This is a genomic window from Hansschlegelia sp. KR7-227 (assembly GCF_049446035.1).
GTDB lineage: Bacteria > Pseudomonadota > Alphaproteobacteria > Rhizobiales > Methylopilaceae > Methylopila.
This window is the reverse complement of the sequence record NZ_JBMSEA010000005.1, coordinates 57,653-70,071: the sequence shown is the minus strand read 5'-3', so window position 1 is coordinate 70,071 and position 12,419 is coordinate 57,653. Positions and strand designations below refer to the sequence as shown.

Here is a 12,419-nt window from a genome sequence, read left to right as displayed (position 1 = left end):
TCCCCAGCTGGATCGATTATGCGGCTGAGCGCTCAGCGGCCTGGGCGAGCCGGCCAAATTCGAGGGCGATCAGGTCGACGGTGTAGATCCGCTTGCCGTCGCGCTCGTAGCTGTTCTGCCGAAGGCGGCCCCGCACGTGGACCAAGTCGCCCTTGCTGACGTGCTCGTTCACGTAACCCTGGATCGATTTGGTGAAGATCGTGACCTCGTTCCAGTGCTGGTCGTCCTGCCACTCGCCGCCTTGGTCCTTGAAGGGATAGTTGGCGCAGACGGTAACGCGGACTGTCTTGCCGACCTGCTTGATGGTCCCGACGTGGCCGATGAGGGTGAATTCGGCGATGTTGCGCATAGTCTCTCTCCATCTTGTGGGGCTGCGCCCCGTTGCGATGGCGATCCGTCATGGCCGGGAAGCCGGCACAGAGCCGAAGCCCGCGAGACGCGGGCGAAGGGCGAGCGTAGCGCTGCGTCCCGGAAGGCCGTGAATTTTGGCGCCGCAGGCGCGGGCGCGAGGAATGCCGATCGGGGCCCCGCTTGCGGGGTGATCCGGCAGGGGAAAATTCTCGGGCGGAGGGACCGACGTGCGGGCGACGGCCATAGGAATCCAGCCACGCAACCGGGAGCGCTGCCCGACCGGGAGAGAGGAGCAATCGTCGCCATGCCACCACGACCGCGCGGCGGGCCTAACACCGTGGGCACGAAGAAAAAAGCGATGTCGATGCTTGCTCGCCAAGGACGAGGAGGCGTGGGAAGAGGCGCCGCACGGATTGGCATCGACCAAGGAAAACGGCCATGGACCCGAACGAGCGCCAGCTGCGACCTTTCACGGGATGGGTCCGACGGCACGACCGCAGCGCGAACGTCGGGCGAAAAACCGAGCTCCGCCCGTTGCACAGCGGGCTCGGAGCCCCGGGGTGCCGACGCCTTGCCGAACCACCTGAGGAGGCCAAGCCGTACCACGACACCGCCCGCGCCATCAAGCGGATCGTTTCGCGCGAAGTTGCGCGTTGATCTGCGACATCAGGATCGGGCCAAGCGAGAATTCACCGGCTTTGGCCTTTTCCGTCAGGCCACGCAAATACCCGCCAGCGGAGCGAATCGCCGCGCCGCGTTGCAGGATGCACGCGACCACCACCGCGGCCTGCATTTCGCCCATGATCGCTTGCGCCTCCTCCCAGGCGCTGGGACTGATCCCGAGCATCGACCGCACCACGACCGCGGTGGCCAGCAGGTCACGCCAGTTCGAAATTCCGCCCTTGGCGTACTCCGCGATGTCGGGGCAAGCGTTCATCACCATCCCAAGGGGATAGGCCGTCTCCGCAACCCTCGGCGTTCGTGGTTCTGGCACCGCCCTCCCCGCCCGGCTTCCTCGAAAGCCAGGTTCAAGATCAATTAAGGGGTCTGGATTTGAATTCTGTATATGGCGCTCATTTCGGGACTCATTGGCGCTCATATCTTGTGTTTTGATGTGACTTTCCAGCAGGTTGAGGACGTCGTCAGCCAGTTGCGACAACTCTTCGGCCGCGGCCTCCAGCTGCCCGCGCGTCGCCGTGCGCGGAATCCCCTCGACAATCGAGCGAAAACCGGCATGCACCTCCGCCCAGTCTGCGGGCCCCTGCCCTCCCCTGCGCGTCGGAACGCCCTCCTCGATCCCCGTCGCAATCATCTTGGCGATGTCGCGTCGGCACAGTGTGATGCGCTCGCGGGCCAGCTTTATGGCGCGCGCTTCAGCCTCTACGGCAGCCGCAAGGCTCTGAAACTCCTCCGCGCGAACGACAAGCGGCGAAAGATCGAAGCCAAAGGCGAGCTCGATCTCGCCGGACGCGCCCTTGCGGGCGTAGCGCTTGCCGTTAGGACTGTCCCGCCGGATGACAAGACCCGCGTCGACGAGGACGGAGAGGTGGCGACGCAGCGTCGATGCCGGCATGCCGTGGGCGCGCAGAGAGAGCTGAAGGTTCGAGGGGAAAACGACAAGATCGTCCTCGCCCGTCAGCGCAGTCTCCGGATGGAATGTGAGAAGCGCGTTCAGAACAGAGAGGGCGCGCTCCGTCACGCCGAGGCTCGGCCGCGCCAGACATATGGCGTGAAAGATTTTCCACTTGTGTACGACCTTGTCAGGTGGCCGAGACGATGCGGCGATCTGCGTTGCCACATGGGCAAGCGTCAGTGATCGCCGCCCGAAGGGCGTCGTTGGGGTATGCGGTTCCATATCTTTGCCTCATCCGGGCAAAGGAAAGCTGCTCGCCGAAACGGCGCCGTCTCTCACTTGAGACTTGACTGCGATTCGCGGAAGTGATTCTCTATCAGTCGCCAAACTAAGACAGAGGCTTCCGGGACGGTGACGTTTCGGGGGCCTTTTTCTTTGCCGATTTCAATCCTTCAGTGGGTGGAACGCGGTTCACGCATTACGGCGGCCGCCTCGCGCTGTGCGAGGGCAGCTGCTGCAATCTTGGTTGCAAGGAGGTGTCATGCGCCCTCCTTGGATTTTCGGAATGCCTCGTAGAGATCCGGCAGCCGATCTAGGACGAAATCGCCGAACGAAGGGGCTGCCTTCTCATCGACGCTGAGGATGAATCGGCTGGGACTTCTGTCGATTTTCGCGATTCTCTTCCCGTCGTTTGCAGTCCAGACCGTGGCCTTTGCGGTTTTTCCCTCGCGCGCGGTCAGGATCGACAGCGCCATGCGAAAGCGGTCGTCCGACGATCCTGCGAGAAATTTCGGATTGCCGAGCAAGGCCTCAAGCGTCTTGGCAGGCTTGCGGTCGCCGAGATGCTCGACGAATTCCAGCCATCGACGGCGTCCAACCTTCGGTGCGGGACCGATGGCATCGCTCAGCTCGGCCGGGATCGCGCGATAGATGGAGATCAGGCGCGACAATTCCGTTTTGTCGACGGATAAAGCGGCCATGATCGTATCGCGTTTGAAGTTGCGATCCTCGAGCAATGTCGCGTAGCGCGCGCGTTCGATGAACGAGAGGTCCTCTCGCTCTCCGTTCTCCTTGCCCTGCGCGACCACGAGCTCGTCGTCCGAGAGATCTTGGACAACCGCGCGAACGGGGCGACCCAGTTCCCGCAGCGCTTGAACCCGCCGGTGACCATAAGCAGTCTGATAGCGGCCCGGTTGAGTAGGGTGGGGCCGCAGAAGGGCTGGGACGAGTTGTCCTCTCGTTCTAATCGACTCCTTGAAGGACGCGAAGTTTGCATCCGAACCCTTCATGCGATCGGGGATGATCGAGTCATCGACGAGATCTGCGTCAATCTCGACGACGTCTTGTCCGCTGACCAAGCGTTCGGAAAGAACCTTGGCCGCATCGCGCTCAGCGGATAGCTGCTCAAGAGAGCGGCTCATCGCGCCTACGGCCCCACGCGAACCAAGCGTCGGCACGCGTTGTTCCGGCGCGGCCGCCGCTGCTTCGCCAGCGAGGCTGGAATGACCGCCTTCTATGAGGTCAGCGAGAAGGTTCTTCCGTGCCATCAGGTCCTCCGCCAGGCCGCCCGGATGAGGCTCTCGATTTCGCCGTTGACGCTGTCCAATGATTCGATCGCGCGGTCATAGGTCGAGCGCGTGAACTGCTGCCGCTCCACTTCGTACAGCGTCTGTTTGGTGATCCCGGCGTCGGAAATCGCGGTACTTTTCAGAACCATGTTCGTGAGGACGCGATCGGCGAAGAGCGATCGCATGAAGCTCACCATCTGTGTCTGCGGCCCGTCACTTGGCTCGTATCGCGTGACGAGATAGCGCATCCAATCGTAGTTCGTGGCTCCGCCGGCTTTCGCCACGACAGACATCAGGTCCGAAGTCATGATCAGGAACTGGCACATCGACATGACGTCGAGCATCTGTGGATGCACGGGAATGAGCAGAGCCGTCGCAGCGCAAAGCGCCGACATGGTGAGAAATCCCAGTTGCGGCGGACAATCGATGACGACGACATCGTACTTGCTCTCGACCGTGCCGAGCGCCCGCGCGACACGCGCGAAGAACAGTGGATCGTCTGTTTTTCGTGACGTGAGCGCTTTGGGCGTCTCGTGCTCGAATTCCATGAGCTCGATATTGCCAGGAATGATGTCGAGCCCTGAAAAGTACGTTGGACGGATAATGTCGGCTAGGTCCCTGCGCTCGGCGTCATACCGGATTGCGCCGTACAATGTGCCGTTTTCCTCAACGTCGAATTCGGGCTGATACCCATGGAGCGCAGAGAGCGACGCCTGCGGATCGAGATCAATCGCGAGGACGCGGTATCCCTGCAGCGTGAGATGCTGTGCGAGATGGGCGGCCGTCGTGGTCTTTCCGGAGCCGCCCTTGAAATTGACGACAGCGACGACCTGAAGATGGTCCCCCGCAGATCGCCATGGGCGATAACGGCGAGCGCTCTTGCCTGTTTCGTCAAGATAGGTCCGTAGCGCCTGAATGTCATCGAACGAGTAGGAGCGACGTCCGGATGAACTCGTTTCCGGCTGCGGCCCCTTCCCTTCCAGAGATAACTGGCGCAAATAGCCGTCATTGACGCCGATGAGCTTTGCCGCCTCGCCCGACGAGAATGGTCTCAGTTTCTTTCTCGCTTTCGGGGGAAAGAGCTTTAAGCGGTGCTGCTGAAGTTTCGCGGATAGCTCTCTTGCATCGGCTGCAATAAGCTCATGAATCGCGAGGCGGCCCGCGTCCGGCGTCACTGGGAAAGTTTCGTCCACCCGGTTGTCCACGGTCCGCTCGTGTAGTTACGCCTTCGAGGGGCTCTTACGGTTATAAACCGTGGCTAGTAAGCCCGATTCTACCGTGTTCCGCAACAAATTAAGGGTTAACGAGATCTTAACGCTGCATGGCTTCGCAAAGATTGCCGCGGCCCACGGAACGGGTGCCGGCGGCGAGTTGACCGGTGTCAACTTTCGGGTGAAGTCGCGAGTTGACACCGGTCAACCCCGATGTCTCGTCCGATGACCGGCGTCAGAGACCCAATCGAGCCGCCCTGCCCTGCGCACGCTCTACCTCGTTATAGTAGCTCGACGCCTGCTGGACGGACCGATGTTGGGACTGCTGCATCGCTTCCGGCAGCCCGATCCCCTGTCGTGCCGCCTCGGTCAGAAATCCAGCGCGCAATCCGTGCGCGGTGAACTCCCTGGGGTCGAGCTCGGCCATCGCGCAGCGACGCTTAACGATCAGGTTGATCGATTGCGGTGTCAGCGCGCGCTCCTCGATCGCCTCCCAACGGTCGATCGCGCGGAAGACAGGGCCCTTCCGAATATCGGCTCGCAAGAGCCACTCCCGCAATGCTTCGACCGGCGGCCCGACCAGGAACACCCTGCCCTCATCGTTGGCGTCTCCAGTCTTGGTGCGGCCGAGCTGGATGGAGATGCACGGCAAGGTCGGAGAATTCGGGTCGCGCGGATCGAGTGGCACGTCCTGCTCCTCACCCAGCTGCTCGACGCGAAGTCGTGCCACCTCGCTCCGGCGCCGCCCGCCGGAGGCGAACGCCACAAGCAAGATCGCGAGATCGCGGGTGTCGGCCAGCCGGTCGGTCGCGCAGGTCGCAGTGAGCTTGTCGAGGACGTCCCGCGTGACGGCGCGCTTGCTCTTGCGCCGGCGTGGCCGCGGCGAAGCCCGCACCGAGAGGCGCACCGCCGACCGAACGCCGGGCGAGCCGAACGACCCCTTCATCCCCTTCCAGCGATGCAGTGTTCCCCAGCTCGCCAGCCGCCGCTTTACGGTGTTCGGCGCATGTGGCCCCTCGCTGCGCAGCAGCCCCTGCGCGCGCAGAGCGGCATCGACTTCCGCGGGCATCCCGTGACGGAGAGCGCGCTCGCGCTCGGACGTGTCCCAGAGATGATGGGCGACAAACTTCAGGGCGAGCGCCTCAGGCGCCGGCCACGGCAGCGCCTCGCCGGTCGCCGCAAACGCCCAGGCTTCGAGATAGGCAAGGTCAGAGGTGAGCGCGCGAAGGCTGTTGTCACCCATGCCTTCCTTGGCGAGATGCTTCAGCGTCGCGACGTCGTCGTCGGTGAGCAGCTGCGCCAGGCGGTCGCGCCGATCCATCGGGAGAATGGCCGAGAGCGTGTCGAGCTCAAGAGCGCGTCGCGATTCGGCGTCGAGAGAGCGACCTTTGACGATATCATCCATGGCGATCCTCAGAACCCGTAGGTCTGCTCGGCCCAGCGCAAAAGCACGACCGCGTCGGCATCGGGCAGACGCACGCGCTGCTTCTTGAGACCGTCCGCGATGGCGAGACCCACATCGGCCTCGACCCAGTGGCCATGCGTCATCAGAAAAAACCAGCCGAAGGTCAGGGAGACCTCGCGATCAATCGCCTCAATGCGATCCATCAGCTGATGGACGGAGGTCTCGGCCGAAATCAACAGGCGCTCACGCGGCATCTTCAGCGGTCGCGGGATAAACCGACTTCGCGCTCGCCCTTGTAGGCGTAGTCGCGGACGTCGAGCGCCCAGTGCGCGAAGACGCGTTGCGCGCGGGCGCTCGAATCTTCCCAATCGCGGAAGAAGCGCGCCTCGCGTGGCACGAACTCGAAATAGTCCGGCACCAAGTCAAGGAACGGCGTCTCGCGCGTCCCGTCCGGTCCGACCTCGCGCAGCACCCGCCGCTCCATCTCGGGGCGCTTGGCCTCACGCTTCTCGCGCTCGACGCGACCGCACCGATCGAGGAAGCTACGGACATGAACGAACGCGCCGCCGGCGCGATCGAGCAAACGGTAGGCCGGGCCGGCGAGGCGAGCCGTGTCGGGGAGGGGCTTGTCCCGCGGCCAGCCGGGATCGAGCAATTCCTCCTCGCCCCATGGGCGGTAGTCCGGGTTGACGACCGGCCCGGCACGCCATTCGATCTCGCGGCCGAGCGCGATCTGGATATAGTCGGCCGCCCCGGGACCGGTCGGCGCGAAGACGAAAGCGCTGGTGCCGCGCCACTCTGTGATCTGCAGGTCCGAGTCTTTAAGGCGCGCCCAGGTCGCCTTGACGTCGCCGGCGTCCTTGGCGATCTCTGCCGTCATCCACGGCCGCAGTTCGCTGACGCGCGTGCCGTCTGGCCGGATGATCGACCTCGTGTCGCGCCAGTAGTCATCGTCTACCCGGACCATGCTGAAGTCGAATCCCGGAAAGACGGCAGCGAGGGCAGGGACAAGATCAGCGTCCGCGGAATCGGCCGGAAGTTTCGCCAAGAGCGCTTCCAGTGAGGCCGCATCAGGCAGGCGGACAGGGGAGGGGGTCATAACCGAACCTCTTGCGGGATTAGCGGGATTTCCGTATATTACGGAATAAAGGAGAACGCATCATGACCTCCACCGTAACCGCCGCCGAGGTCTCGAAGAACTTCGGTGCCTACCAGGATGCCGCCGTGCGCGAGCCGGTGATCATCACCAAGAACGGCCGCCCGCGCACCGTGCTGATGGCCTATGAGGATTTCATCCGGCTCTCGAAGCGCGACCGCCGGGTCCAGCGCACCGCCGAGCTGAGCGAGGCAGAGATAGCTGCCGTCGAGGCGGCCGAGCTGACAGCCGATCCCGAGCATCTCAACACTCCTGCCGGCACACATGCTGCCGACTGACGTCCGCGTCGGCTGGATTTTTCGCTATGCCTATCTCTGGGACTGGCAGCACCGCGAGGGGCGGGAGGAGGGCGACAAGGACCGTCCCTGCCTCGTGCTGGCGATCGTCATGACGACGGAGGAGGGCGCGACGATCGTGCGCGTCCTGCCGATCACGCACACGCCGCCCGCGCATCCGGCCGACGCCATCGAGATCCCAGCCGACGTGAAGAACCGGATGCGGCTCGACGGCCAACGCTCCTGGATCGTGCTGACCGAAAGCAACCGCTTCACCTGGCCGGGACCGGACCTGCGCGCCGTCGACACCAAGAGCGGCTACCACGGCGCACTGACGCCCGGCCTGTTCGCGGAGGTCAAGCGCCGCTTCGTGGCGATCGCCCGGGGCGAGGTCGCGACCAGCGCGCCGCACCGGAGCGTGCCGCGGACCGAGTGACGGCCGCCGACGGCGGCCGGATGCGTCCGGAAGAGGGGAGGGGGCTGGCAGCGGCGGCGTCCTTTCGTCGATGGGAGGCCCGGCTGTGGTGATTGTCCGGGCTGAGGACGCCCAGAATCGCCGATCTGCGAGGCGGTGTCCGACACTATCGATAAGATCGACTGCCTCACGTCGACGGCGATCCCTTCATGATCGCGATCGCTGACTTTCACGCGCCAGCCTCGATGATCTGGAGCCGGGAAGGGCTGATCGGCTATCTTTACGGATTGAGCGCAGAAAAGGCGCAGGTCGACGGTCGGCCACAGGCCGTCGCGAGATCGTCGCAGCGCCTGCGGGGACCCAGCGCCTTTCCGGCGGGACTGTTCACCGACGACCGCTGCAGCGAGCTTTCGGCCATCATCTTCTCCAACGCCTGCTCCATCGCCAAGCTGAACCGCGTGGCGGTCTCGGGTCTCGGAGCGCCAACCGGGCTTCGGTACACCAGGGTCGGAATGTTCTTCGACCGCACCCCCGGCGCGCTCGCGGGCATTCCCTTCTGCCACGACGTCACGAGCGCTGAATATCGCGGTCTCTGGCCTCACGGATACGAGCCCTGGTCAGCCGAGCTCGAAGTTTTTCATAACCCGTTCGCGCGCCATCGCGTTCCGATCGAACTTATTCCTGAAGCGGCCCACTGGTTCGACCAGGACGGCGACCTCACCTGCAGCTCTGTTCACGAAACGTCGATCCTGTGGTCGCAGACGATGATCACCGAGGAGAGCGCCCGGGCGCCAGGCCTCGCCGACTTTCTCCCGAGCGGCGACGCCAAAATCTGACGTCGCTCTCAAACCGACGCCTGCACCTCCACGTCCTTCATCGCCGCGAGCGCCAGCTCCGCGAAACGCATGAGATCCAGATCCGAGCGCCCGTAGACCCGCACGAGCCCGTCGTCGCCGACCACGACGCCGACCGCGGCGGCGACGGCCAGGCGTTCAAATTTCGGCCCATGATCTACAGGCAGGAAGGCCGCGACATAGGGTTGTTGCGCCTGATGCAGTCCGCCGAACCCGCCCGCGTTGCAGCTCGCAACCGGGATGCCGCCAAGCGCCGACACCGCGACAACGGCCGACGCGACCCCGACATCAAGGCCGAACAGTTCATCTTCAGGGGAATCGGCTTCTAAACGCTCATCATCAAAGGCTTCGGCTGCGGCGTTGATGTCGTCCGCCGCCATGAAGCGCTCGACAATCGCGCGCTCGATCTTGAGCACCGTCGAGAGATGCTGGGCGCTGAGGCCCACCAGGTCCTGATAGGCGCAATTGCCGACGAAGTAGCCCGACTCGTCGGCGTCCTCGATCTCCGTCTTCGTCGGCCAAGCCAGGCGACGAACATCGATGACCTGCAGCAGATCGGCTTCATAGGCGTTAGCGCGCCACTTCACGGCCGGCCTCCCGTCTTGACACGGTCACGAACAGGAACAAAATAGAAACAGAATTGACGTGGCGCCACGGAGGCGCCACCGTGACGTCATGAAAAGCGAATCGAAAACCGTGCCGGTTCGGGAGCTCGACCGCTTCACGCTTCGCGTCGCGGACGAGACCCTCGCCGCTATCGATGCGCTGTGCGCCGTTCGGCCCGGCAACGTCTCGCGTAACACTTGGATAACCGAAGCAGTCCAAGAAAAGCTATTGCGCGATACGACGAAGTCGCTTGTCCCGGACAATGATCGGTCAGCTCATGGCTAATTTCTATGAGTTTTTTGCCGGCGCCGGCATGGCGCGATGCGGGCTCGGCGACGAGTGGACCTGCCTGTTCGCCAATGACTTCGACTTCAAGAAGGGCGCCGTTTATCAGCGCAATCATGGGGTCGGGGGTTTTCAGGGCGGCGACATCCGTCACATCACGCTCGATCAGATGCGCGGCGTTCCGGATCTCGTCTGGGGCTCTTTTCCCTGCCAGGATCTCTCACTCGCGGGCGGAGGCGCCGGACTGCGAGGCGAACGATCGGGCACGTTCTACCCGTTCTGGGACATCATCCGCGATCTTCGGCGCGACGGTCGTGCACCGAAACTGATCGCGCTCGAAAACGTGTGCGGGACGCTGACCTCCCATGGAGGGAGCGACTTCGGCGCCATCTGCGAAACCTTCGCGCTCGCCGGCTATCGCCATGGTTCGCTGATCATCAACGCCGATCTGTTCGTTCCGCAGTCGCGGCCACGCCTGTTCATGATCGGCGTTCGCGACGACGTTGCTATCGACCCCGCTTTGCTCGCCCCAGCGCCGCTCGATCCCTTCCATACCCGCGGCCTTCGCCGTGCTGTGGAGGGGATTTCGCAAAAGGCGCGCGAGGCGTTGCTGTGGTGGAATCTGCCGACGCCGGAGCGCCGTTCGCGCACTTTCGCGCATGAAATCGAGGAGGCGCCGGACAGCGTCTCATGGCACAGCCCGGCAGAGACCGTTCAGCTGCTCGCGATGATGTCGGCGATCAATCTCGCAAAGGTCGAAGTGGCCAAACGCGCCGGGCGGCGCATGGTCGGGGGCGTCTACAAGCGCACGCGGCTCAACGAGGTTGGCGTCAAGGTTCAGCGGGCGGAGGTCCGGTTCGACGACGTCGCGGGTTGTCTGCGGACGCCGGCCGGCGGATCAAGCCGACAGGTCATCCTCGTGGTCGACGGGCCGGTCGTTCGATCGCGACTGATCTCGTCCCGCGAAACGGCGCGGCTGATGGGATTGCCGGAAGAGTACCAGCTTCCTCGCAACTACAACGAGGCCTATCATCTCACGGGCGACGGGGTCGTGGTCCCGGTCGTGAGGCATCTGGCGGCGCACATTTTCGAGCCGCTGCTTCACCCTGCTGCTTCAAAAAAGCGGGCTGCTGCGTGAGCGTCATTCCCTGCGCTCGAAACGAACGGCTTCGGGCGCAGATCGAAGCCTTCGCCGAGACGCTCAAGACGGAAGCGCACAAGCTCGGCGATCACGGGCTCGACGAGCGCGAATTCTACGACAGTCCGATCTTTCGAGGCGCCATCGAACGTGTCCGCGGCCAGTTCTCGGCGACGATGCGCGGCAAACGCGAGTTCGTCCGTCATGTTCTCAATCACATGGAGGACGCCGGTTTCATTGCAGGCTGGGACGAAAGCGAGGACGCCGCCCGCAATGACTATGTCGTGCGGCTGAGCAGCGGACGAACCGCGGTGATCGATCTCAAGGGATGCCTCGACGGCAACAACACCAACATCTTCGAACGTCCAAGCGACGCCGACGAGTTCGTGATCTGGAGCCTTTGCACCAATTCCGGGGCCGATCCGCGGCGCAACGCCTGGTCCGGCATTCATACCCGGCTCAGCGCCGAGATGGTCAGCCGCGGTCAACGTGTCGACGGCGTCGTCATCTGGGACATGATCTGCGGAACCGTCGCGCGCCGTTGCCCGAAACTCGCTGCGGCCGACGCCGGCGATCGCTCGAGCGAGTTCGGATCGTTTCGGACGCCGCCGCCGTGTATCTACCTCTTCCCGTCTGCTCCTCCGACGCGCGATCGTCCGATCGCCGTCGCTCAGGCGCTCGATGACGTCGAGCTGCTCGCAGCGTTCAACGCGTGCTTCAAAGGCCGCGAGGACGAACTCAACCATGTCGCGTTCGAGCTGACGCAGACCGGGGACATGATCGAGCGCGCGACCACGGTGGTGCGCGCCGGCGACGTGGCGCGGGCATCGGGTCCGACGGCGATCCGTCGTGTTTGACTTCGGCAATCGACCGCCAAGCGACGCTATCAACGTTCCGCCATTCGAAACCGAAGATCTTCGGACCAACCTCACACGGTTTCTCGACACGCTCTTCACCGATCCGTCCGGCGTCGGGCGCCGCGTCGGGAATTTCCGCTGGGGGGTCTATGCGTTCTTCGATTACGACCGTGAGCCCATTTATGTCGGTCAGACCAATGAACGCCTGCGGACGCGGATACGCCGTCACCTGACGAACCAGCGCACCGACGCCGTGGCGATGTCGGTGCTCGATCCGTTCGAGGTGTTCGAGATCGAAGTTTGGCCGCTCCCGCAATATGAGACGGCGAGCCGCTCCGACGTCGACGCGCGCCGGCATCTCGATGCGCTCGAGCGCATCATCACGAGCCAGGCCGTCGAGCGATCGACGTTCAAAGCGATCCTCAACGAGAAGGATCCGCCGCCCGGCGACCTGGTGGTCGAACCACCGCCGTCCTTTCGCGACCGCATCGTCTCCGATCGCGTCTTCGAATTGCGCTCGCATCCCGATTTCCGGATCGCGCGGCGGTCCCTGATCATTTCGCGGCTCGCCCAGGTCATCTCGGAACGCAAGGTCCAAGGCGGCCTCCGACGCGTGATGCTGACGCAGGCCAGACGCCTGGCCTGGCTCGCCAGCCGCCGATATGAGGCGCTCGGCGGCGCTGCCTCCGTCAGGGAGGAAGGCGAAGACGACTCCGAGGCGTAAG

The 12,419-nt window shown here is 63.9% G+C and carries 13 protein-coding genes and 1 pseudogene; 7 read left to right on the top strand and 7 right to left on the bottom strand.

Going from position 1 to position 12,419, the window contains the following annotated elements:
* Positions 1-16: 16 nt before the first annotated feature.
* From ACO2RJ_RS20510 to ACO2RJ_RS20485, 6 genes and pseudogenes are all read right to left on the bottom strand, one after another.
* Entirely contained in the window at positions 17-349 is a 333-nt protein-coding gene (locus tag ACO2RJ_RS20510; RefSeq protein WP_128778314.1) for a single-stranded DNA-binding protein, read from the bottom strand.
* Positions 350-973: 624 nt separating this feature from the next.
* Positions 974-2,206 carry a plasmid replication protein RepC gene (gene repC, locus ACO2RJ_RS20505; protein WP_128778313.1) on the bottom strand — a complete coding sequence of 411 codons (1,233 nt, stop codon included), beginning with the start codon at positions 2,204-2,206 and terminating at the stop codon, positions 974-976.
* A 257-nt stretch (positions 2,207-2,463) separates the two neighbouring features.
* Positions 2,464-3,471 carry a plasmid partitioning protein RepB gene (repB, locus tag ACO2RJ_RS20500; protein ID WP_128778312.1) on the bottom strand — a complete coding sequence of 336 codons (1,008 nt, stop codon included), beginning with the start codon at positions 3,469-3,471 and terminating at the stop codon, positions 2,464-2,466.
* Positions 3,471-4,697 carry a plasmid partitioning protein RepA gene (repA, locus tag ACO2RJ_RS20495; protein ID WP_423269977.1) on the bottom strand — a complete coding sequence of 409 codons (1,227 nt, stop codon included), beginning with the start codon at positions 4,695-4,697 and terminating at the stop codon, positions 3,471-3,473. Before repA ends, repB begins: the two co-directional genes overlap by 1 nt.
* Before the next feature lie 241 nt (positions 4,698-4,938).
* The gene (locus tag ACO2RJ_RS20490; RefSeq protein WP_128778311.1) at positions 4,939-6,108 is read right to left on the bottom strand and encodes a tyrosine-type recombinase/integrase; all 1,170 of its coding nucleotides are present in this window, start codon (positions 6,106-6,108) and stop codon (positions 4,939-4,941) included.
* Between the two features lie 8 nt (positions 6,109-6,116).
* Positions 6,117-7,207, bottom strand: a pseudogene (locus ACO2RJ_RS20485) (hypothetical protein).
* Between the two features lie 62 nt (positions 7,208-7,269).
* Between ACO2RJ_RS20485 and ACO2RJ_RS20480 the strand changes: the two are divergent.
* From ACO2RJ_RS20480 to ACO2RJ_RS20470, 3 genes are all read left to right on the top strand, one after another.
* Positions 7,270-7,542, top strand: coding sequence for a type II toxin-antitoxin system Phd/YefM family antitoxin (locus ACO2RJ_RS20480; protein WP_128778425.1), 273 nt, complete (start codon positions 7,270-7,272; stop codon positions 7,540-7,542).
* The gene (locus tag ACO2RJ_RS20475) at positions 7,529-7,975 is read left to right on the top strand and encodes a plasmid maintenance toxin (PemK-like) (RefSeq protein ID WP_128778424.1); all 447 of its coding nucleotides are present in this window, start codon (positions 7,529-7,531) and stop codon (positions 7,973-7,975) included. The genes ACO2RJ_RS20480 and ACO2RJ_RS20475 overlap by 14 nt, the downstream gene beginning before the upstream one ends.
* Positions 7,976-8,163: 188 nt before the next feature.
* Positions 8,164-8,790, top strand: a complete 627-nt coding sequence (locus ACO2RJ_RS20470; protein WP_128778423.1) for a hypothetical protein — start codon at positions 8,164-8,166, stop codon at positions 8,788-8,790.
* A gap of 8 nt (positions 8,791-8,798) precedes the next feature.
* Here the strand turns inward: ACO2RJ_RS20470 and ACO2RJ_RS20465 are convergent, their stop codons facing one another.
* Positions 8,799-9,395 (bottom strand): hypothetical protein, encoded by a 597-nt coding sequence (locus tag ACO2RJ_RS20465; RefSeq protein WP_128778422.1) that lies wholly within the window; start codon positions 9,393-9,395, stop codon positions 8,799-8,801.
* An 88-nt stretch (positions 9,396-9,483) separates the two neighbouring features.
* On the opposite strand from ACO2RJ_RS20465, the gene ACO2RJ_RS20460 reads away from it, so the two are divergent.
* From ACO2RJ_RS20460 to ACO2RJ_RS20445, 4 genes are read left to right on the top strand one after another with little or no spacing between them, the layout of a single operon-like run.
* Positions 9,484-9,699 (top strand): hypothetical protein, encoded by a 216-nt coding sequence (locus ACO2RJ_RS20460; RefSeq protein WP_128778421.1) that lies wholly within the window; start codon positions 9,484-9,486, stop codon positions 9,697-9,699.
* Positions 9,692-10,837: a DNA cytosine methyltransferase gene (locus ACO2RJ_RS20455; RefSeq protein ID WP_128778420.1), complete on the top strand. Its 1,146-nt coding sequence runs from the start codon at positions 9,692-9,694 to the stop codon at positions 10,835-10,837. The genes ACO2RJ_RS20460 and ACO2RJ_RS20455 overlap by 8 nt, the downstream gene beginning before the upstream one ends.
* Positions 10,834-11,694: a hypothetical protein gene (locus ACO2RJ_RS20450; protein ID WP_128778419.1), complete on the top strand. Its 861-nt coding sequence runs from the start codon at positions 10,834-10,836 to the stop codon at positions 11,692-11,694. The genes ACO2RJ_RS20455 and ACO2RJ_RS20450 overlap by 4 nt, the downstream gene beginning before the upstream one ends.
* Positions 11,687-12,418, top strand: a complete 732-nt coding sequence (locus tag ACO2RJ_RS20445; protein WP_128778418.1) for a GIY-YIG nuclease family protein — start codon at positions 11,687-11,689, stop codon at positions 12,416-12,418. The genes ACO2RJ_RS20450 and ACO2RJ_RS20445 overlap by 8 nt, the downstream gene beginning before the upstream one ends.
* The last annotated feature ends 1 nt before the right edge of the window (position 12,419 follow it).

Bases quoted from the DNA above. Each gene is read 5' to 3' on its own strand.
- ACO2RJ_RS20455 (WP_128778420.1), top strand. From the start codon at position 9,692: ATGGCTAATTTCTATGAGTTTTTTGCCGGCGCCGGCATGGCGCGATGC.
- repB (WP_128778312.1), bottom strand. From the start codon at position 3,471: ATGGCACGGAAGAACCTTCTCGCTGACCTCATAGAAGGCGGTCATTCC.
- ACO2RJ_RS20460 (WP_128778421.1), top strand. From the start codon at position 9,484: ATGAAAAGCGAATCGAAAACCGTGCCGGTTCGGGAGCTCGACCGCTTC.
- repC (WP_128778313.1), bottom strand. From the start codon at position 2,206: ATGGAACCGCATACCCCAACGACGCCCTTCGGGCGGCGATCACTGACG.
- ACO2RJ_RS20510 (WP_128778314.1), bottom strand. From the start codon at position 349: ATGCGCAACATCGCCGAATTCACCCTCATCGGCCACGTCGGGACCATC.
- ACO2RJ_RS20470 (WP_128778423.1), top strand. From the start codon at position 8,164: ATGATCGCGATCGCTGACTTTCACGCGCCAGCCTCGATGATCTGGAGC.
- ACO2RJ_RS20490 (WP_128778311.1), bottom strand. From the start codon at position 6,108: ATGGATGATATCGTCAAAGGTCGCTCTCTCGACGCCGAATCGCGACGC.
- ACO2RJ_RS20480 (WP_128778425.1), top strand. From the start codon at position 7,270: ATGACCTCCACCGTAACCGCCGCCGAGGTCTCGAAGAACTTCGGTGCC.
- ACO2RJ_RS20475 (WP_128778424.1), top strand. From the start codon at position 7,529: ATGCTGCCGACTGACGTCCGCGTCGGCTGGATTTTTCGCTATGCCTAT.